A 19,653-nucleotide genomic window follows, 5' to 3' on the forward strand; every position below is an offset into this window, starting at 1 on the left:
CCTTCCTCCACCCCGTTACACCCGCGACGGGGGTGTGGGTGCGCGTTCGTCGAAGATAGACACGCGAGGGATGCCGTTCATCAATAATTCAGCCAACGGCTCGAATCAAACCGTCTCGAGCCGCTAACACGTCGAATTTACACCCGCGATCGATCTCCATACGCTTAAGGGGGTCCACTCGGAAGCCACGCGATACTGCAATGTCCGCGAACGACGATCGTGATCCACTCTTTCGGTACGACGATCCGGTCTTTGCCGACGAGCGGTTGCTCGAGATCACGCACCTGCCCGGTCCGGACCGAATCGTCGGACGCGACGACCAGATGCAGCGGGTTGCGGACGCCCTGAACCCTGCGATTTTCGGGAGCGAACCCAATCACCTGTTCATCTTCGGAAAGACGGGAACCGGCAAATCACTCATTTCGCGGTCGGTCACGAAGCGCGTGATCTCCGAGGCCGGACGCGACGGCGTCACGGTGAAGTACGCCTTCATCGACTGCGGTGAGCAGAACACCGAGGCCTCGATCATCAAGACGATCGCTCAGATCGTCAACGAACCGTCAGCCAGCGGCATCTCGATTCCGGACCGCGGGCTGGGAACCGGCGACTACTACAAGCGTCTCTGGCAGGCTGTCGACCGCTGTACCGACGTGACCATCGTCATCCTGGACGAGATCGATATGCTCGAGGACGACGAGGTGCTCAGAAAACTCTCGCGTGCGGGCGAGAACCGCCGTATTTCGACCTCGAGCATCGGCATCATCGGCATCTCGAACAAGATCGACTTCCCCGATCACCTCTCCGAGCGCGTCAAGTCAAGTCTCTCGCGGGACGAACTCGTCTTCTCGCCGTACGACGCGAATCAGCTGGTCGAAATCCTCGAGAAGCGGCGCGACGCGTTCCACGACGGTGTCCTCGCCGACGACGTGATTCCGCTCACCGCGGCCCTCGCAGCACAGGAACACGGTGACGCACGCAAGGCGATCGACATCCTCCGGAACGCCGGCCGAATCGCCAAGAAGCAGAACGCGAGCCGGGTCGTGGCCGACCACGTCCGCGACGCAAAGGAGAAGACCGAAGCCGACCGGTTCAACGAACTGATCGAGGGCTCCCCACAGCAGGCGAAGGCGATTCTCTACGCGCTGACGCTGCTCACCGAGAACAGCACCCAGAAGGAGTTCCCGACGAAGATCATCTACAACCAGTACAAGGAGATTGCGGGACAACTCGAGTTCGACGTCCTCTCGGAACGACGCGTCCAGGAGATTCTGCAGGAGCAGAACTTCCTGAACGTGATCCAGTCCGAGCGCGAAGGACGCGGGCGCGGCCGTGGTGCCCACGCGAAACATCGCCTGCTCGAGAATCCGTCGATCGTCAAGAAAGTGCTCCTGCGCGATTCGCGGCTCGCGGTGCTCGACGAGGCGACGCGGTCGTCTTGAACAGTCGGTCCGACTCTGATGGCGAAGTTCGTTCGTGATCGCTCCCGGTTCGCCCCGACAGACCGTGATCTGGACGACCGTCCCAACCTCTAGGTCGTCCAATGTATCAAACGACGATTGAATACTTCTATTGGATTAAAGTGAACGTTCACGTATCGCCGATCGAGACGTCTGGGCGATGGTGAACATCGTCACGAAATTACAGGATACGGTGATGGCCAACCAGTCGGCAACGGCCATCGGGGGAGACGAGCCGGTGGATTTCGGAACGCTCTGGTCGCAGACCGATCGGTTCGCCGGCGGGTTGCAGGATCGTGGAATTGTCGCCGGCGACGCGATCGCACTCCACCTCGAAGACGCTCGAGCGTTTCTCGTGGCCGTTTTCGGTGCGCTGCGCACCGGCTGCGTCCCGGTTGCGATACCGCCCGGAACCGATCCGAATGGGGTCGCCGACGTGGTCGACGCGGTCGAGGCACGCGCCCTCGTGACCGACGCCGATCGGATCATGGCCGTCCTCAACCGGGCCGAATCCGTTCGCGTCGCGGTCGTCGTCGGGCGGGAGGCGCGGATGGGCGTCGACCTGTCGACGTTTCTCGAGAACGACGGGATGAACAGTGCAGGCTCACGGACGGGGATCGACGTGGTCAAACAGTCCGACGACGACCTCGCGCTGATCGCCTTCGTCGACCGAGCGCACCGGATCCCGTCGATCGATCGCCCTCGGGTTCCGTCGGAGCGACTCGAGGGACTCTGCTTCGATCACGAGGCATTGGCTGGCGCTGCAGACGTGGGGCGGTCGATCGGGTCGGTAGAGTCGCACCTTGGACTTCGCCCGATCACGTGCCCGCTCGAGTTCGGGGTCGGCGCGCTGGCCACGATCCTCGCGGGCGGTCGGTACGAACCCATCGGTCCGTGGGATCTCGAACGGGTCAGGGCACGCTGCGTGACGGGCGACGCCGCTCGAACGATCCTCACGCGGGAACAGGCCGACGCGCTCGACACGCTCGAGGACTTACCGATAGCCTGTCTCGTCCTCGAGTCGCTGTCGAGTGTCCCTGCCGGCCGACTCGTGACGGAGGGGGCTCGAGGCGAGTCCGGAGTGGCACTGGACACGGATGGCGTCCGTCGGCTGTACGGCGATCCGGCGACCGGGATCGTTCACGCGAGTGGGTCCGTTCTCGAGGGGGAGCCGGCCGACGACGGGACCGTTCGGCCGCTTCCGGAGGTCGACGTCCGGTCGATCGACACCGACAGAGGGACAGAAATCGCCGTTGCAACCCCCGCGGGAGCAACGAAATGCGTGCGCCGAGACGATGGGAGTGAACCGCGAACCGAGGACGATGGGAGTGAACCGCGAACCGAGGACGATGGGAGTGAACTGCGAACCGAGGACGATGGGAGTGAACTGCGAACCGACGCGGACGGGACACAAATTGACACGGACGGGACGCGAATCGACGCCCTCGACGGGCGGCAGTGGGTCAGGCCGGGGATACTCGGTGTCTCGCTCGAGGGAGCGGCCACCGAGTATAGTAACGACTGCAACGATTCACACACTGATCGCCGATTCGTCTGGCGATCAGGTGTGCACTGACGTGCAGTGGCTACTATAGGAAACGGCCGGGAGACCGTGCGAGCAGACCGCAAGTCGCCCTGTGGATGGTGTTTCGTTCGACTGGTGGCCGTACTGCCTCGACCGTGGTGCCTTTTAACCTCTGCTCCTCAGACGAACTATGCACAGCGTCGACGCGGCGGGGCTCGGAATCGGCGACGAGTACCCGCCCCGGATCATGGGCGTGTTGAACGTCAGTGAGGAGTCACCGTACGATCCGAGCGTCTACGACGACCCCGGCGACGCCGCCCGGTACGTCGACGAGGAACTGATCGACGAGGGGGCAGACATCGTCGACATCGGTCTCGAGTCGGCGAACAAGCGCTTCGAGGTGCTCTCTGCAGCGGAGGAACTCGAGCGGTTGCACGTCGCCGTCGACACCATCGAGAGCGTCTCCGGCGACGCGGTCTTCTCGATCGAAACCCGCTACGCCGAGGTCGCCGAGGCGGCCCTCGACCAGGGGTTCGACATGGTCAACGACATCTGCGGGTTCGCCGATCCCGAGATGCCCGTCGTCTGTGAGGAGTACGACGTCGCGGTGGCGAAGATGGCGAGTCCACCGGATCTCGAGCGGCCGGGTGCCGTCGAGGAGACCGACTGGGCCGCCCGGAAGTCTCCCGAGTGGGCCGAACGGGCGGACTACGTCGATCAGGTGTACGAGGCGCTCACACAGAACGGCCTGACGGACAAGACGATCGTCGATCCGGCATTCGGTGGCTGGAGTGAGGCCCAGACGCTCGCAGACGACCGGGAGACGTTCCGACGGCTCCGGGAGTTCCGCGCGCTCGGGCGGCCGATGCTCGTCTCGATCAACCGCAAGAACTTCCTCGGTGACGTGGCAGGCCGCGAGACCGACGAGCGGCTCCCGGTCAGCCTCGCTGCGACCTCGATGGCCGTCGAACGCGGCGCACACGTGATCCGGACCCACGACGTCGCCGAAACGCGCGACGCGGCGCTGATCGGCGACGCATTCACCGAACGATCGCGGGCGAGTGTCGAGGGCGTTTCAGCCACACGGCTGGACGTCCACTCGACGCGGGACCTCAGGAAGCACCTCGAGCAACGGGGCGTCGACCCGGACCTGGCAACCACTACCCACCAGGTGACCGTCGAACTCGAGGGCCTTTCTGCCGCGGAGTGGGCGGGACTCGAGTCGGTCGTCGGCGACCCCGCTGGCGACGGTCAGTCCCCGGTGTTCGTCACCCACGTCTCGGGAGACAGGGGGCTCGTGAGTGGCCCCGTCGACTCCCTCGAGACGGTCGCACGGCGACTCGAGGACGGTCCCGAAACCACCACGAAAGCCGACGAGAACGATTCGAAAGGCCTGCCGGCGGTGGGTTCGGTACTTGCAAGCCTGCTACAGTAAGAGAAAGCTTATACCATAGGCTTCGAAATGGAGGAGTGGACGCCGGGCGGCCTCCCGGGTAGGGGTACTTTGGAGGCGAATCCCGGCCCACAACACGGAATTATTGGGGTACAACGCTCCAGAGTGGCGACGCTGGTAACCGTGACAGACAGTTCCGAGAGCAGAAACGTCCGTCGACGAGCCGCGTGACCGTCAGACGCACGTCGTACGCCACTCGAGATGCCAATTCCCAAGGTGACGGCCACCCGAGGGGACGTATGGAGTACGAGGAGTGGGAACCGGTCTACGAGGCGATCCGACGCGACTTCGGCTACCCCCGGGCGGGCGACGAACGGGCTCGAGACCGACTGGCCGAACTGACCGGGCCGTTCGATCTGGCACGACTCGACGGCGTCCGGGACGCGACAGTCGTGATCGCCGGCGCTGGCCCGTCGCTCGAGGACGACGACGCACTCGAGCGTGCGGCCGGGGCCGACCAGGTGATCGCTGCCTCGACGGCCGTCGACCGGCTCGAGGACGCAGGCGTCGACGTCGATTGCATGGTAACCGACCTCGACAAGAACCCGGAGACAGTCGTCAGGCTCACCGTGCGGGGGACGCCGGTCGCCGTCCACGCTCATGGCGATAACCTGCAGGCGGTGGAGTCGGTGGTTCCCCAGTGTGACGACGCGTTCGTCCTGCCGACCACGCAGGTCGAACCCGTCGGTCCGGTCCGGAACGTCGGCGGGTTCACCGACGGTGACCGGGCGGCGTTTCTCGCCGACCACCTCGGTGCGGCCCGCCTGCAGTTCGCCGGCTGGGATTTCGACGACTCGACCGTCTCCGCGCCGAAAGGGCGCAAACTCGAGTGGGCCGAACGGTTGCTCTTCTGGCTCGAGCGTCGACGCGGTGAGCGGTTCGACGTCCTCGATGGGAGACGCGACGGCATCGACGCGAGTGCGCTCCCGCTCGAGTAACCGTCACGGAACGTCAGCTCGAAAAAGGATCGTCAGCGGATCCGGTGCGTTACGATGTCGTCCCGGCCGCAGTTCGGACAGCACGAAGTCGTCGGATCGACCGTCGTCCCGCACCGCCGACACTCCTCGACGGTCGCCGGCTCGGACGAGCGAAAGAGGACCGCAGAGATCGTCTCGCGAACCGTCGTCGGTCTCGATCGTCGCGTTCGACTCGAGCGTGTGGAACGTCGCATATCCACCGTCCCACTACTGTCACTGTTCGTTATTCTCTGGTTACCGTGATTGACACGAAAAATGACTGTCTCGAGTCACTCGTTGTTCTGTGCGTGCCACTCGAGACTGATCGGAAGGTACTCGAGCGAGAGGCGGCTGCTGGTCGCCGTGGGACCGCAGAGCGACTGCTGGTGATCGCGTGGGAAGTTCGCGCGTGTGAAGAGGACGCGTCAGCGGGAACGGCCGCGTGAGTCTCGTGAGGGCCTGCGACAGCGGGCTCAGAAGAGGGCGTCGAGTTCGCCGCCGGTGTCGACGAGGGAGGCGAACTCCTCGTCGGCCGACGCCTGGAGTTCGTCGGTGCGGTGTTTGGCATCGATCGCGACCTGCTGGAGTTTTTCGATGCGAGGGACGTCGGTCACCCCGGAGAGGAGGACGATCGAGCCGACCTCGTCGCGATGGGGAAGTGGGAAGTCACCACCGCGGATCTCCATACTCCCGGTCTCGCCCTCGAGCCACTGGCGGCCGCGTTCGATTCCCTTGCGGTTGAGTTCCTCCGGCGGGCCGGTAGCGACCACGAGGCCGCGTTCGGCGCTGCCGACGTCACAGGGCAGGGTCAGCCGACCGAGGGTTGCCTTCCGGACGAGGCTCGTCAGGCGGGTCGTCGACTGTCCCTCGTCGAAGCCCTCCTCGTCGCCCGACCGGAGCGAAGAGAGCAGGCCGCCCTGTGTGTCTTCGACCGTCTCGCGAGCGTAGCCCACGGTTGCGACGCCGCCGTCGTTCAGTGTGTTGATGATCTCCGAGGAGTCGACGACGCTCTCGGCGACGTGATCGTCGTGACCGACTTCGCCGGCCGCAAAGAGAAGGCCGAATCGCTCGGCGATCTCGCGGTTGATGCGACCGTAGCCGTCGGCGACGGACTCGCCAGCGCTGCGCCAGACGTCGTTGTCGAAGACGAGCAAACTGTCGACCTCACGGACGAACGTCTGGAACGAGCGGGCGGCGTTCAGGGTGTAGATTCCACCCTCGTCGGTCGCCGGGAGGATACCGAGGCCGTAGACCGGCTGGTTGTAGATCCGCTGTAAGTGTTCGGCGAGGACTGGAGCGCCGCCCGAGCCCGTTCCGCCGCCCATACCGGCGACGATGAGGAAGGCGTCGACTTCGTAGGCGGCGATCCTGTCGATCGCCTCCTGGATCTCGTCGACGTCCTGTTCGGTCACCTGGGCGCCGAGTTCGTTGTCCGCGCCGACGCCGTGGCCTTTCACACGTGCCTGTCCGACCAGGACGCGGTTCGCTCGCGGAACGTTCTCGAGTCCGTGCAGGTCCGTCGTCGCTGAGTTGACGGCGATCGCCGATTCGACGAAGCCGCCACCGATTCGTTCGTCGAACTCGATGAACGAGTCGACGACTTTCCCGCCTGCCTGACCAAAACCGATGAGTGCGAGTTTCATGGTTGTCTCTCGTGGCCGGTCCCCTCGGTCGACGGCTGCGGGCGCGTTCCTCGGCGTCCGAGAGCGCCGAGTACGCCGTCGTGAACGCACAGTATCTGGCCCCGAACGGCCAGTAACTGCGTGCAAACCGTCGCGTTCGGCCGAGTGGGAACGGATGCCACGTGACGACGGTGTCCAGTCGATGGCATTGTTATGGCCAACATATACTCGATCGCCGAACGTTCACGAACCCATAACAGTCCCGGTGGGTGAGTAGTCACGGACTACCTCGTGATTCGGTCGGGATCGGTCGCGTCGGGCCGTGGGGCACCTCGTCGTCGGCCTGCAGGTTCAGAAACTCCTATACAGGACGATGGCCTACGGCCGTGGTATGGAAGAGGGTCGGTCGACGCCGTCGAGACGAGGGTTTCTCGGGGGCGCATTCGCGATCGGCGTCGGCGGACTGGCCGGGTGCACCGAGCGATTGTGGTCGCGGGCCGAAGATACGGGGCCACAACAGGTCCAGGTGACGATCAAGACCCTTCCGGCGGACGACGACGCCATCGCCGCCAAGATACTCAGTCAGCTGCGGAGCAACTGCCAGGAGGCGGGGATCAACGCCGTTCACGAACCCGTCGCGGAGGCAGAACTCTACCGCGACGTGCTCCTCGAGGGTGACTACGACGTCGTGGTTTTCCGACATCCGGGGTTCGGCGAAGTCGACGCGCTCCGTGGGTTGCTCCACTCCGATTTCGTGACCGAGCGCGGCTGGCAGAACCCCTTTCACTTCTCTGACGTCACGGTCGACGAGCTACTCGAGGCGCAACTGCAGGAGGACACGCGAGAGTCGGCGCTTACGGAACTCTTCGAGTACCTGAACGAGACGATTCCGTACACGACCGTCGCCTTCCCACACCAGGTCGGTGGTGCACGGACCGACGTCGACGCCCCAGTTTCGCCACGCCGGGCGACCGAGTTCCTCGAACTCGTCGCCACCGAACCCGTCGACGGCTCACGCAGCGAGCCACTCGTCGTTGGCGTCTACGGTGACGGCCTGACCGAGCGGCTCAACCCGATCGTCGTCGACCGCAACCGGATCGAGGGATTACTCGATCTGGTGTACGATCCGCTGGTTCGGCAGGTCCCAGCCGAGGACGGGTCGGACCCGAACGACCCCGAGTACGAACTCTGGCTCGCCGACGAGATTTCCTGGGAGACCGACGGGCGACAGCGAGCCCGCGTTCGACTCCGTGAGGGGCTGACGTGGCACGACGGGGAACGCCTCGACGCGAACGACGTCGAGTTTACGTGGCGATTCCTCGACGATACTTCCCTCGGTGACGTCGAGGGGGGCGTCCCGGCGCCGCGGTATCGAACCAGACAGACGCTCGTCGATTCGATGGACGTGATCGGACCGCGCACGCTCGAGATCGACTTTTCGACGACGGTCAGATCGGCGGCTACTAGCGCTCTCACGTGCCCGATTCTGCCGGAGCACGTCTGGGACCCACGGTCGACGGTGATCGCCGAACACCAGACCGAGGCGCTCGTCGACGACAACGAAGATCCGGTCGGGTCCGGGATGTACGTCCTCACGGAGGTGACCGAAGACGAGATCGAACTCGAGCCGTTCGACGATCACGTCCTCAGAACCGGGTCCGCCGCTCGGCCAGCCGTGCTCGATGGCTTTCCCCAGTACGCCGGCATTCGGTTTCAGATCTATCCGAACGCCGCGTCGATGATCGAGGGCCTCGTCGAGGGTGACGTCGACGTCACGGCGGGAGCGGTACCGCCGAGCGCACTCGAGACGGTGATCGGCGAGCCCGGCGTCGAGGTCGTCGGTAACCGGACGGCGTCGTTCTACGTGATCGGGTACAACCATCACCACCCGCAACTCGGCAATCCGCGATTTCGCCGCATCTTTTCGCGACTGGTCGACAGACAACACGTCGTCTCCGAACTGCTGTCGGGATACGCCGATCCACCGACCGCGATCGAGTCCCTCGTTGGGATCCCACCGCGAGTCGGCGACGAGGCAGGTGAATCTCCGATTGCGGAGTTTCCCGGGTCGGACGGTGAGATACGATCCGAACGGGTGCGGGCGATGTTCGAAGAGATCGGCTACCGATACGAGAACGACTCGCTGCTCGAGTGAACCTCGTGACCGCCGCTCCGGCGATCTGGAACCGACGAGTCAGGTGATCGACGATCACCCGTCGGCCGACGAACCCAGAGTACATCAGTCGCGACAACCGGGTACACGACGCTCCCGGGGTTCGTGTGCGCACGGAGACGTGGTCCGGGGTACCGATCCCTATTAGTAAATCCTCTCCCCTAGCCTCTACGTACGGAATGTCCCTGCTGACCGTCGTGGTCGAACTCGCGGTCGTGGTCGCGGCGATGCTCGTTACCGCCGGGCTCGTCATCATCGGCCCCCGCCGACTGGCCGAAGCGAGTCGCGACCCACGGTGGCGGTTCGAGCGATGTGCCCCGCCGCTTATGATCCTCGCGGTCGTCCTCCTGATCCGCTGGTCGACCGTCGACGTGACGACGCGACTCGAGTGGCGGGTTATCGGGCAGAACATCACGCCGTACCTGTTCGGGATCGAAGACGCGATCTTCCCGGCGAACCCGGTGAGTGTCCTCCAGTCGTTTTCGTCGCCGGAGGTGACGACGTTCTTCGTCTTCGTCTACATCTACGGCTACGCGTTCTTGCTGTTGTTCCCGTTTCTCGCGTACTTTGCACTCGAGGAGATGGACGACCTCTCGACGTTGATCCTCGCGTTCACGGCGAACTACGCCATCGGGCTGTGTTGTTACATCCTCTTTATCGCATACGGGCCCCGAAATTTCGATCCGATACTCTTCGAGGGGTTGCTCTACGACGCGTTCCCGCAGTCGCGCCTGCTGACCAACCAGGTGAACCAGCCGACGAACGTCTTCCCGTCGTTACACACCTCACTGTCGATGACGGTCCTGTTCCTTGCGTGGCACTCCCGACAGAAGTATCCGGTCTGGCTTCCCGTCTCCGGCGTCCTCGCGATCAGCGTCGTCCTCTCGACGATGTACCTCGGAATCCACTGGTTCTCGGACGTCGTCGCGGGAACCGCCCTCGCGCTGGTGAGCGTCTATATCGGTCGCCACTATACCTTCAAGCGGATCCTCGGCGGTGCTCGCACGTACGTCGACGCCATCCGGGACGCCAGACGACGACCCGACAGCGAGTGAGAAAGCTGTCCCACACGTCGTTTGGCCGGACCCTTTTGTAAGCGGTCGGTCTGGTCACGTACATGACCGTCTTCTGGCATCGTCGTGATCTCCGACTCGATGACAACCGCGGCCTCGAGCGGGCACTCGAGCGGTCCGAAGACCCCATCGTTCCGCTTTTCGTACTCGATCCGACCGTCCTCGAGCACGCGAGCCCGGTCCGCGTGGCGTGTCTGCTCGAGGCGGTGGGTGCACTTCGAGAGCGGTATCGGGACCTCGGGAGCGACCTGGTGATTCGCCGCGGCAAGGCGAGCGCGGTCGTCCCGGGTGTCGCCGCCGACGTGGGTTCCGAGCGGGTCGTCTGGAACCGCGACTACAGCGGCCTCGCAGCCGACCGGGACCGGGCCGTCGTGGCGGCGCTCGAGGACGACGACGTCACCTGGGAGTCGGTCCACGACGCGATCTGTCACGAACCGGGATCGATCACGCCGAACGAGGGGACGCACTATCAGGTCTTTTCGTACTTCTGGAAGAAGTGGCGCGATCGGGACAAGCGCGATCCGGTCGCTCCCCCCGAGGCAGACCTGCTGGCTACCGTCGGTACCGACGGCGACGAGATCGGGGGTGTCGAAACCGGCACCCTCCCGTCGCGTACGGAGCTGGGATTCGAATCACCGGAAGCGAGTCTCCCGACGGTAACGCCTGCTGCAGCACGGACGCGACTCGAGACGTTCTGTGACGGACCGATCTACCAGTACGCCGACGTTCGTGACCTGCCTGCTGCAGGGGGAACGTCTCGACTCTCGATTCACCTCGCGTGGGGTACCATCGGTGTCCGTGACGTGTGGGCCGCGACCGAGCGGGCCGCCGATCGTGCCGGAGATGGTCAACGGGAGTCTGTGACCGCGTTCCAGCGCCAACTCGCCTGGCGGGAGTTTTACGCACACGTCCTCGCGTTCAACCCCGAAATCGTCACCGAGGACTTCGATCCGTATCCGGACGAGATCCCGTGGCGAGACGACACCGAGGCACTCGAGGCCTGGAAGCACGGCCGGACGGGGTTTCCGATCGTCGACGCCGGAATGCGCCAGCTTCGCGAGGAGGCGTGGATGCACAACCGGGTTCGCATGCTCGTCGCCTCCTTTCTCACGAAGCACCTGCTGCTCGACTGGCGGCATGGCTACGACTGGTTCAGACGGCACCTCGCGGATCACGACACGGCCAACGACGTCGGCGGCTGGCAGTGGGCGGCCTCGACCGGTACCGACGCCCAGCCGTACTTCCGGGTGTTCAACCCCATCTCACAGTGCCAGGAGTACGACCCGGACGGCGAGTACGTCCGCCGGTACGTCCCGGAACTCGAGGACGTCCCCACCGACGCGATTCACGACTGGCCCGAACTCGAACAGGCCGACCGAGATCGGCTGGCCCCCGACTATCCCGACCCGATCGTCGACCACGCCGCGGGCCGAACACGTGCTATCGAGGCGTTCGAGCGGGCTCGTGGAGAGTGAAGCGCTCGGCTTCCTGCGAACGAATTCGGCCGCTGCAACCCGGCAGTATCCTTATCCGTGCTGGTGGGATACCAACTGACATGCGCCCTCCAGACGAATCTCCGGTTCCCGACCGCGACGTCGAGCCGTCTCGAGCGATCGTCGAGGCCGTCGCCGAACGCGAAGGGGTCGACGTGACCGAGATCGAACCCCCGGCCTACGACCCACTCTACGCGGTCGTCAACCCCGAGGCGCTGGATCGACTCGTCGGCTCACCGGATGCACCCGGTGTTCACGTTCGATTCGAGTACGAGGGGTACGACGTCGTCGTGTCTCCGGACGGGCGCGTTTGGGTGTCGGATCCAGGCGACCCGTCCGAACGTCGAATTGGCGAGTGAGATTGTCAACTGCGTCCGCTGGGGTACCCAGTCGACCGGCGACTGCGCTGTGCGGAAGTCTCTCGCTCCTCGAAATCCAATCGTCTCAGCGAACGATGACGCTGTTTTTGGAATTGTACACTCGTCACCTCGGCGACTGAGGCAGGGCAAATAAATCATATCATGCTATATTAAATTCGCGTCAGTACGGAGCCGGCCCTCGAGAACCCACCGAGACGTTCGTTCGAAGAAGAGACGCTGCCGGTCAGTCGTACTTTCGAAAGCCCATATCCCGGGCCATCTCTCGAAACGACTGCCGACACAGCCAGATATCGTACTTGCCGATCAGTCCCTGTTCGCGGCCCGTATCTCTACAGACGCGCTGGTTGCCTGTCCGTCCATCGTTCGAGTCGCCACCGTCGGCTGACTCGCTCGTTGGTTCGGTCGAATCGGTCGTCATGTCAGCTCCTTCGCCCTTCGACGCAAGGACGGATCCACCGTCGTATCCGACGCGAGCTCCTCGAGCACCGTCGTCGCGTTGCAGTCTGCAAGGGCGTTGAGGGCGTGCCGACGGAACTCTCCCCGGAGCCCACTCATCTGGACGAGAATAGCGAGATTCGTCGTCTCACCATCCTGCGCGAGTGAATCGATTGCCTCGTAGCGTTGCGGTCGTGAAACGTTCTTCGTGACTGCCGTCTGGAATGCTGTCGACATTGGTTGTGGGTGTGGTCGTTAGCGGTGTTCTTCGAGCGTGCAGTACGAGCCTTCCTGAGCCGAAAGCCATGCTGTCGTCAGGGAATCTTCAGGTGCGACAGAGTAGATCGTACACAGGTCTGGATCCGAATCCGACGGCTCGACGATCGCGCGACACTCGGCTGCCGGGTGGGCAGCAGCCGACGAGCCTCCCGGACCCGTGTGATCGGTCGGGTGGTAGCGGTCAATCCGCGATTCCGATTTCTTCTTGCCCATTGGATTCGGGATCGTCCAGTTCGTCGTCGGCTGCGTCTGGTGGTTGCTCGAACGTCGGGAAGCGGTCCTCGAATGCCCCCCAGTCGGCGTCCATCTCCTCGTCGGTGAGCAAACACAGTTCGAAGTGATTGCGGATCGATTCGTGATCCATCTCGGTCCCGATGACGACCAATCGGGTGCCTCGATCGCCCCATTCGTCGTCCCACGTCTCTTCCAGTTCGGGATGGGCCTCGAACTGCGCCTCGCGTTCCTCGGGCGGCAGTGTCGCGATCCAGTTCCCGGCAGGAGCGACGCGAATCGACTGTCCGGCCACGTTGAACATCAGCGCCATCTCCTCTCGGCCGGCGAGCCAGAAGTGGCCCTTCGAGCGAACGACGTCGTCTGGGAACGAATCAAGGAAGTCGGCGAACCGCTCGGGATGGAACGGTCGCCGCGCCTCGAAGACGAACGAGGTCACGCCGTGTTCTTCTTCGGCCGATTCGTGAGGCTCCTGAAGTTCCTGAATCCAGCCAGCCGATCGGCTCGCGTCCTCGAAATCGAACCGGCCAGTGTCGACGATCTCGTCGACGTCGATCCTACCGTGCGTCGTCCGCACGATCTCGGCTCGAGGCTGTAACGTCTCGAGCGTTGCCTCGATCTCGACGAGCGTCGCCTCGTCGACGAGGTCACACTTGTTCAACAGCAAGACGTCACAGAACTCCACCTGTTCGACGAGCAGGTCGCCGAGGTGTTTTTTCGTTCCGTCGTCGTCGAGGATCTCGTCAGACTGCATCGCCTCGTGAAACTGGTGGGCATCGACGACCGTCACCGTCGTGTCGAGGTGGCAGTTCTCGAGGGGTTCGATGCCCGTCTCCTCGTAGAATTCGGTGGGATCGAGGTCCGACTGGTCGAACCCGAGTGTGAGCGTCTGGGCGACTGGCAACGGTTCGGCAACGCCAGTCGATTCGACGACGATACCGTCGAATTCCCGGTCGCGAGTGAGTTCACCGATCGCATCGAGCAGGTCACCGCGCAGTTCACAGCAGATACAGCCGTTCGAGAGTTCGACCAGTTCTTCTTCCTCGGCAGAGATGTCGGACGATTCGGCGACGAGGTCCGCGTCGACGTTCACCTCGCCCATGTCGTTGACGAGGACGGCGAGATCGCGGTCGCCGCTCTCCCGCAATACGTGGTTGAGTGTGGTCGTCTTTCCGGCACCGAGCGTCCCGGATAGCACTGTCACGGGGATCGTCTTTGCCTCCATGTGGTATCAACCACGGACTCAAACCTGATATATATTATTATCTAGTTCGATTTTCTTATTAATGCCTGGGGCGTTTCGACGAGTACCAACGCGATGGACTCTCTATGACGACAGACAATTCGACTCACACGGTTAGCTGTACCATCGTCGGCGGTGGAATCCACGGGACGCACCTGGCTCAGCGACTTCTCGAAGACACTCCACTCGAGCCGTCCGATGTCCTCATCGTCGATCCTCACGACCGATTACTGGCATCGTTCCGCGAGAAGGCGAAGTCGTGCCGTATGAAGGGACTTCGATCGTCGTTCGTTCACCACGTCGGCACCGATCCGTTCGGTCTCGAGCGGTTCGCCGAAGCGAACGAACGGGAAAGCGAACTCGTTCCGACGGTGGACTACCCGCCGCGACCCTCGCTCGACCTCTTTCTGGACTATTCGGACGCCGTGATCGAACGCAAACACCTCGAGTCGTTGCACCGTCGAGCCACCGTGGACGGGATTCACGAACGCCCCGGAACGACGGGGCTCCGGCTCGAGACGAGCGCGGGTCCCATCGAGACCGACCACTGCGTGCTGGCGATCGGCCACGGTAACCAGTATCGCTGGCCTGCGTGGGCGACCGGTCTCGACGAGGTCGAGCACGTCTGGGAGGGATTCGAACCCGACGCGTCGGCCGATCGAACGATCGTCGTCGGTGGCGGTATCACGGCCGCGCAACTCGCGTGTGCGCTGAGCGAGACCCAGTCCGTTGCCCTGCTCTCACGACACCCGCTCGAGTGGGAGGTTTCGGAAGCGGCTCCGCCGTGGATCAACTGGGAGCACGTCAAACACAACCTCCACACGCTTCCACCCGGCTCGAGCGAGCGACTCGATCTCGTCTCCGACGCTCGAAATACGGCGACCGTTCCACCCTACTTCTACGAGGAGGTCGCTGACCGAATCGACGACGGCGTACTCACGCTCTCACAGGGGGACGTCGAGTCTGCGACGGTCGACGACGGCACCGTCCGACTGTCCCTCGACCACGGGCTCGAGGTACTGGGTGATCGTGTCGTTCTCGCGACTGGATTCGAGCCGGTGTTCGAACACCCGTTCGTCGACCGAATCGCCGAGCGACTCGAGATGGTCCGCGGGCATCGAGGGATCCCTGTCCTCGACGACGAGACGCTCGCCTGGCGATCCGATGACGGCCGATTCGTCCCGCTGTACGTTTCTGGAGCGCTCGCGATGGGATCGGTGGGTCCGTATGCGCCCAACATTCCGGGAGCCAGACGGGCCGGTGATCGGATTACGGCTGCTATTGCTCGGCGGCTTCGACGGCCCGGAAACGATGGGGTGGACGATTCGATACCCACACCGGAACCGTTCGATTGATCCACCACACGGGATGGCCGCGAACCGGACGACGGACGTCCCTGCCGTCGGTCTCAAACATCGCGGAATCACCGTTCAGAAGGGATAGTGCCGGTGCTCACACTGGAAAGCAGTGGCGCGCTGCAAGCTGCTGCGACAGATCGTGACCGACGTCCGCTGGGACGCCCACAGTGTACTGGCGTCGCATCCCCCTCCCCAGTCTGCCTGACATCTTGCCCGAGAGATATTAAAACCAATTCAGATAATAACAATTTTACGCAATCGGCGGGAGTATCGATCATGGATCTAACACGACGGCGAGCACTCAAAGTGGGTGCCGGTGCGCTATCGATCACGATTGCCGGGTGTACCGCAGATTCACCAGCGGAAGCACCCGACGACGAAGACGATCTCGAGCAGACACCGGAGCAGCCAGACGAAACCGACACTGCGGACGAATCAGCTCCAGACGAACCATCGGAGCGTGCCGACGAAGACCAGGACGAAGACGACGAGACCGACGAGGCGGTGGCTGGATCGAACCCAGAGACGCAGTCACTGGAACTGCTGGCCGAAGCGAGCGTCGACCACGATCACGCGTGCTTTCATGCCGAGTACGACGACCGAACGCCGCTCGAGGCTGGTGATTCGGTCGAGGAATCTCCAACCGAGAGCCACACACACGTCATCTGGGATGTCACGTACGACGGCGATAGTGGATACGTTCGGTTCGATGCGGACGCACACGCCCACGGCGGACCGATCGTCTTCTACACAGCCGGTGGTTCGGCCACCCCTGTCGACGGAACCGAACTCGTACAGGACACCGTTCCAGACGAGGACTGTAGTAAGTTGGACGAATATCTCCAGGTCGAACCCGACGACGGCCAGATCGTCCTCGAGGTGACCACCCTGGAGTGACCGCTTAACTGCGGAGTCCGTCGTTGTCGTCACGACGGTCGATCGACGAGTCAGAACGCGGCTCTCCCAGCGCTCTCTGTACGGCCAGCCTCGAGAACGAGCACGTTTCGCTAGCGGTGGCTGTTCGCCCGTGTGCATCGTGGGCAGTAACTCTTCTCGAATGATAATTAGTCCAAGCCAATATTAAAAGACCTCCAAATCATAATATCTTTAAACAGTTAAAGCCACGTTGTTATTGTAATGACTCTCGATAACCAACAGGTAGGCCGGCAGACACTCAAATGTGGAGCGATCTTGCTCGTCGCACTGGTAATTGGCAGTGCCACACTCGTCGGTGGGGTTGGTGCCGTAGGCGACGTGCCGCCCGAAGAGGCTGAGGGTCCTGAATTGCTCATCGAAACAAATGTCGATAACGATCATGCATGTACACATGACGAAGCAGACAACAGGACAGCGCTCGATGCGGGTGACTCACCCGAAGACGCACCTGTCGTAACGGACGATCACGTCATCTGGAACGTCACCACCGACGGGGGCGAGGGATTCGTTCGGTTCGACAACACTGAGCACGAATCGTACCCTGGCCTCGACTCGTGGGTCTTCTACTACGCTGACGCTGACCTAGAGCCCACCGACGGCGAGGTTCTGGAGACTGGAGACGTGCCTGAGTGTGGCCTCGATAACTACGCCAATGTTTCCACGCCCGAAGACGGAGTGTTCGATCTGCAGATCACGAGCGATGAATACGAAGAAGTCGACGACGCTGCCGGAGAGATCAACGTCGAGGACGACATCAACGCTGACGACGAGAGCTTCGACGTGACGACGTCGGACTACACGGAGCTCACTGACGGGGTCGTGCTCGTCGAGGACGGCCAGGATAACGGGGAAACCTACGACTCAGTCGGCGACGGGGAAACGCTCACCGTTGACGTTGTCGACGCTGGCTTCGACCTCAACGACGGAGAGGACGTTACCGCAACGCTGTACGAAAGCGATAGTCAGGAGAACGAACTCGACACCGACAGCACGACCGTCGAGGAGGCCGTCGGTGACGAGATCGAGGAGTTCGAAATCGTTGACCGCAGCACGGACGAAGTGGCTGCGTACGTCCACGGCGACCACTGGCACGACGAACTGCCGCACGTCGACGAGGGAGCGGACGTCTCACTCGGTGCGAACATCGAGGATGCCGACGGTGAGGAGATCGACCTGAGCGACGAGGAATACTCGCTCGGGATCGAACTCGCCGACGAAGCTGAGGAAGATGTCGTCACCTTCCACGAGCACGGCGACCACGTCCACATCGAGGGCGAAGAGGAAGGCCACACTGAGGTCGTCTTCCAGCTCGTCCACGACGGCCACGTCGAGTACGAGACGCCCTCGATAGCGGTCGAAGTCGAACACGACGAGGACGAGACCGAGTTCGAGGAGGTCAGCACCTTCGAACTTCACCAAGACGGTGAGACAGTCGCCTCGATAGATGGAGGCGAGTGGGATGGTGAGCTTCCCGCTATCGAAGAGCCACCGTTTGATGATCGCTTTGTCGCTGTTACGCTTACTGCTACTGCTGAAGACGAGCACGGGAACGAAATTGAGCTCGGTTCCGACTCTCCCTACGAGGTCGGAGTTGAGCCTGACGACGATGCCGCTGCAGAACTGCTAAGTATTGATGAGCATGGAGACAGCGTTGTACTGGATGGTGAAGGTAGTGGCACAGCCGATGTCACGTTCCAGATCCGCGACGCGGATGGCGTCGAGTATGAGACTCCTGTGGCGAGTGTCGATGTAGACGTGCCACCAGGGGTCAAGTTCCTTGTAGAGACGAATGTCGACCACGGCCATGCTGCAACCCACGGGCTATACGATGGGCGGACGGCGCTCGACGCTGGTGCTGCACCCGGTGACGGCCCAGTGCTAGTGGATGATCACGTCATCTGGAACGTCACATATGACGGGACTGCAGGCTACGTCACGTACGACAGTGACGGACACGATATTTATCCTGGCCTCGACTCGTGGGTCTTCTATATCGCTGACGGCGAAGCAGAACCCGTTAACGCAGAGGTTCTCGAACGCGGTGAAGTTGAGGGGGTTGAAACCGATACTCTCGAAGAATATATTAAGGTTGAAACGCCAGACGATGGGACGATCGACTTCCAAGTCAGCAGGGACCTTTCGGCGAACAGTACCACTACAGAGAACGAGTTCGCGGGTATCGTTGCTGACGACGAGCCGTTGCCGGTCGCTGCTGACGGACTCACCGATGCGGATGGAGCCACTATCGATGACGACGAGGCAACGGTTCAACTAGTTCGCGACGGGACGGTACTCGCTCAAACGCACGGCGTGTCGATCGACGACGGCGAAATCTCCGACGCGACGATCGACACCGAAGCGATCGCCGACGACGTCGAACCCGGACCGGCGACGGTCGAGATTGCGGGAGTCGAGACCGAGACCGAGGCGCAGGTCGAACTCGTCCACGAAGCGCACTCCCTCGAAAACGGATTCACCACCACATCGCTGCCACAGCCGGCGGCCCTACACACCGAATCGGTTGACACGATCGAGTGGTGGGACACTGACAACCAGAGTTACGTCAGTCTCGGAGCACAGTACGGCGACGGTGACACCATCGCTAACCCGGATGACATGCACCGCGGACTGTACATTGGGGCAGCAGATGATGCGAGACTCGGGTACGAATTCGAGACCGATAGCAAACCAGCCCCGGGTGACGCCCACCTCTCCAACGGATGGCACCTCGCGAGTTCCAACTTCGCAGTCGGTGAGGACGATGGGACTCGAACCCTCGAGAAGGACCTGGTGAACGTCGATCCGGCTGCCGACGGTGTCACGGTCTTCGACTACGAGCAGCGGACACAGCTAGACCCATCGGCATCGATCGCTGGATTTGACACGTACTGGGTGTACGTCGATGATCCCGAGCGAACCGACCGTGGGATCGTCAGACCGAACTACGATCCAGTTGACCGGTCGGATATTCTCCACGGAACGGACGAATAAACTGACCGAAAGTCCATAACTCACATTTTCATGAAATACTTCAGATTA

Annotated in this window: 17 protein-coding genes; 12 read left to right on the forward strand and 5 right to left on the reverse strand. The window is 62.7% G+C overall.

Annotated elements, in window-relative coordinates; all coding sequences use genetic code 11:
• Nucleotides 1-200: 200 nt before the first annotated feature.
• The 5 genes from B1756_RS00005 (at nt 201) to B1756_RS19280 (ending at nt 5,837) form a co-directional block, all read left to right on the forward strand.
• Nucleotides 201-1,439: a Cdc6/Cdc18 family protein gene (locus B1756_RS00005; protein ID WP_086886683.1), complete on the forward strand. Its 1,239-nt coding sequence runs from the start codon at nt 201-203 to the stop codon at nt 1,437-1,439.
• Between the two features lie 178 nt (nt 1,440-1,617).
• Nucleotides 1,618-3,033 carry an AMP-binding protein gene (locus B1756_RS00010; protein WP_086886684.1) on the forward strand — a complete coding sequence of 472 codons (1,416 nt, stop codon included), beginning with the start codon at nt 1,618-1,620 and terminating at the stop codon, nt 3,031-3,033.
• Between the two features lie 139 nt (nt 3,034-3,172).
• Complete coding sequence (gene folP, locus B1756_RS00015) at nt 3,173-4,417, forward strand: dihydropteroate synthase (protein ID WP_086886685.1); 1,245 nt, start codon at nt 3,173-3,175, stop codon at nt 4,415-4,417.
• Nucleotides 4,418-4,674: 257 nt separating this feature from the next.
• On the forward strand, nt 4,675-5,373 hold the full coding sequence (locus B1756_RS00020) for a 6-hydroxymethylpterin diphosphokinase MptE-like protein (protein WP_086886686.1): 699 nt from the start codon (nt 4,675-4,677) through the stop codon (nt 5,371-5,373).
• A gap of 326 nt (nt 5,374-5,699) precedes the next feature.
• Nucleotides 5,700-5,837, forward strand: coding sequence for a hypothetical protein (locus B1756_RS19280; protein WP_161493131.1), 138 nt, complete (start codon nt 5,700-5,702; stop codon nt 5,835-5,837).
• Between the two features lie 27 nt (nt 5,838-5,864).
• On the opposite strand, the gene B1756_RS00030 is transcribed toward B1756_RS19280, so the two are convergent.
• On the reverse strand, nt 5,865-7,034 hold the full coding sequence (locus B1756_RS00030; protein ID WP_086886688.1) for a tubulin/FtsZ family protein: 1,170 nt from the start codon (nt 7,032-7,034) through the stop codon (nt 5,865-5,867).
• A gap of 370 nt (nt 7,035-7,404) precedes the next feature.
• Here B1756_RS00030 and B1756_RS00035 point away from each other — a divergent pair, with 370 nt between their 5' ends.
• From B1756_RS00035 to B1756_RS00050, 4 genes are all read left to right on the forward strand, one after another.
• Nucleotides 7,405-9,168, forward strand: a complete 1,764-nt coding sequence (locus B1756_RS00035; RefSeq protein ID WP_086889965.1) for an ABC transporter substrate-binding protein — start codon at nt 7,405-7,407, stop codon at nt 9,166-9,168.
• Between the two features lie 197 nt (nt 9,169-9,365).
• Entirely contained in the window at nt 9,366-10,241 is an 876-nt protein-coding gene (locus tag B1756_RS00040) for a phosphatase PAP2 family protein (protein ID WP_086886689.1), read from the forward strand.
• 62 nt (nt 10,242-10,303) lie between these two features.
• Nucleotides 10,304-11,734 carry a cryptochrome/photolyase family protein gene (locus B1756_RS00045; RefSeq protein WP_086886690.1) on the forward strand — a complete coding sequence of 477 codons (1,431 nt, stop codon included), beginning with the start codon at nt 10,304-10,306 and terminating at the stop codon, nt 11,732-11,734.
• Between the two features lie 80 nt (nt 11,735-11,814).
• A complete protein-coding gene (locus B1756_RS00050) occupies nt 11,815-12,111 on the forward strand; it encodes a HalOD1 output domain-containing protein (RefSeq protein ID WP_086886691.1) in 297 nt (98 codons plus the stop codon).
• Nucleotides 12,112-12,355: 244 nt separating this feature from the next.
• On the opposite strand, the gene B1756_RS00055 is transcribed toward B1756_RS00050, so the two are convergent.
• The 4 genes from B1756_RS00055 to B1756_RS00070 are packed head-to-tail and all read right to left on the reverse strand — an operon-like array spanning nt 12,356 to nt 14,302.
• Nucleotides 12,356-12,550: a 30S ribosomal protein S14 gene (locus tag B1756_RS00055; RefSeq protein WP_086886692.1), complete on the reverse strand. Its 195-nt coding sequence runs from the start codon at nt 12,548-12,550 to the stop codon at nt 12,356-12,358.
• Nucleotides 12,547-12,804 (reverse strand): hypothetical protein, encoded by a 258-nt coding sequence (locus B1756_RS00060; protein WP_086886693.1) that lies wholly within the window; start codon nt 12,802-12,804, stop codon nt 12,547-12,549. Before B1756_RS00060 ends, B1756_RS00055 begins: the two co-directional genes overlap by 4 nt.
• 18 nt (nt 12,805-12,822) lie before the next feature.
• Nucleotides 12,823-13,059, reverse strand: a complete 237-nt coding sequence (locus B1756_RS20300; RefSeq protein WP_422656508.1) for a DUF7511 domain-containing protein — start codon at nt 13,057-13,059, stop codon at nt 12,823-12,825.
• Nucleotides 13,028-14,302, reverse strand: coding sequence for a GTP-binding protein (locus B1756_RS00070; RefSeq protein ID WP_086886694.1), 1,275 nt, complete (start codon nt 14,300-14,302; stop codon nt 13,028-13,030). The genes B1756_RS20300 and B1756_RS00070 overlap by 32 nt, the downstream gene beginning before the upstream one ends.
• Before the next feature lie 104 nt (nt 14,303-14,406).
• Here B1756_RS00070 and B1756_RS00075 point away from each other — a divergent pair, with 104 nt between their 5' ends.
• The 3 genes from B1756_RS00075 (at nt 14,407) to B1756_RS00085 (ending at nt 19,605) form a co-directional block, all read left to right on the forward strand.
• Nucleotides 14,407-15,675, forward strand: a complete 1,269-nt coding sequence (locus B1756_RS00075; RefSeq protein ID WP_086886695.1) for an FAD/NAD(P)-binding protein — start codon at nt 14,407-14,409, stop codon at nt 15,673-15,675.
• Nucleotides 15,676-15,954: 279 nt separating this feature from the next.
• Nucleotides 15,955-16,575 (forward strand): hypothetical protein, encoded by a 621-nt coding sequence (locus tag B1756_RS00080; protein WP_086886696.1) that lies wholly within the window; start codon nt 15,955-15,957, stop codon nt 16,573-16,575.
• Between the two features lie 240 nt (nt 16,576-16,815).
• Nucleotides 16,816-19,605, forward strand: coding sequence for a hypothetical protein (locus tag B1756_RS00085; RefSeq protein WP_228434421.1), 2,790 nt, complete (start codon nt 16,816-16,818; stop codon nt 19,603-19,605).
• Nucleotides 19,606-19,653: the final 48 nt, after the last annotated feature.

The sequence above is a fragment of the Natrarchaeobaculum aegyptiacum genome (genome assembly GCF_002156705.1).
Lineage (GTDB): Archaea > Halobacteriota > Halobacteria > Halobacteriales > Natrialbaceae > Natrarchaeobaculum > Natrarchaeobaculum aegyptiacum.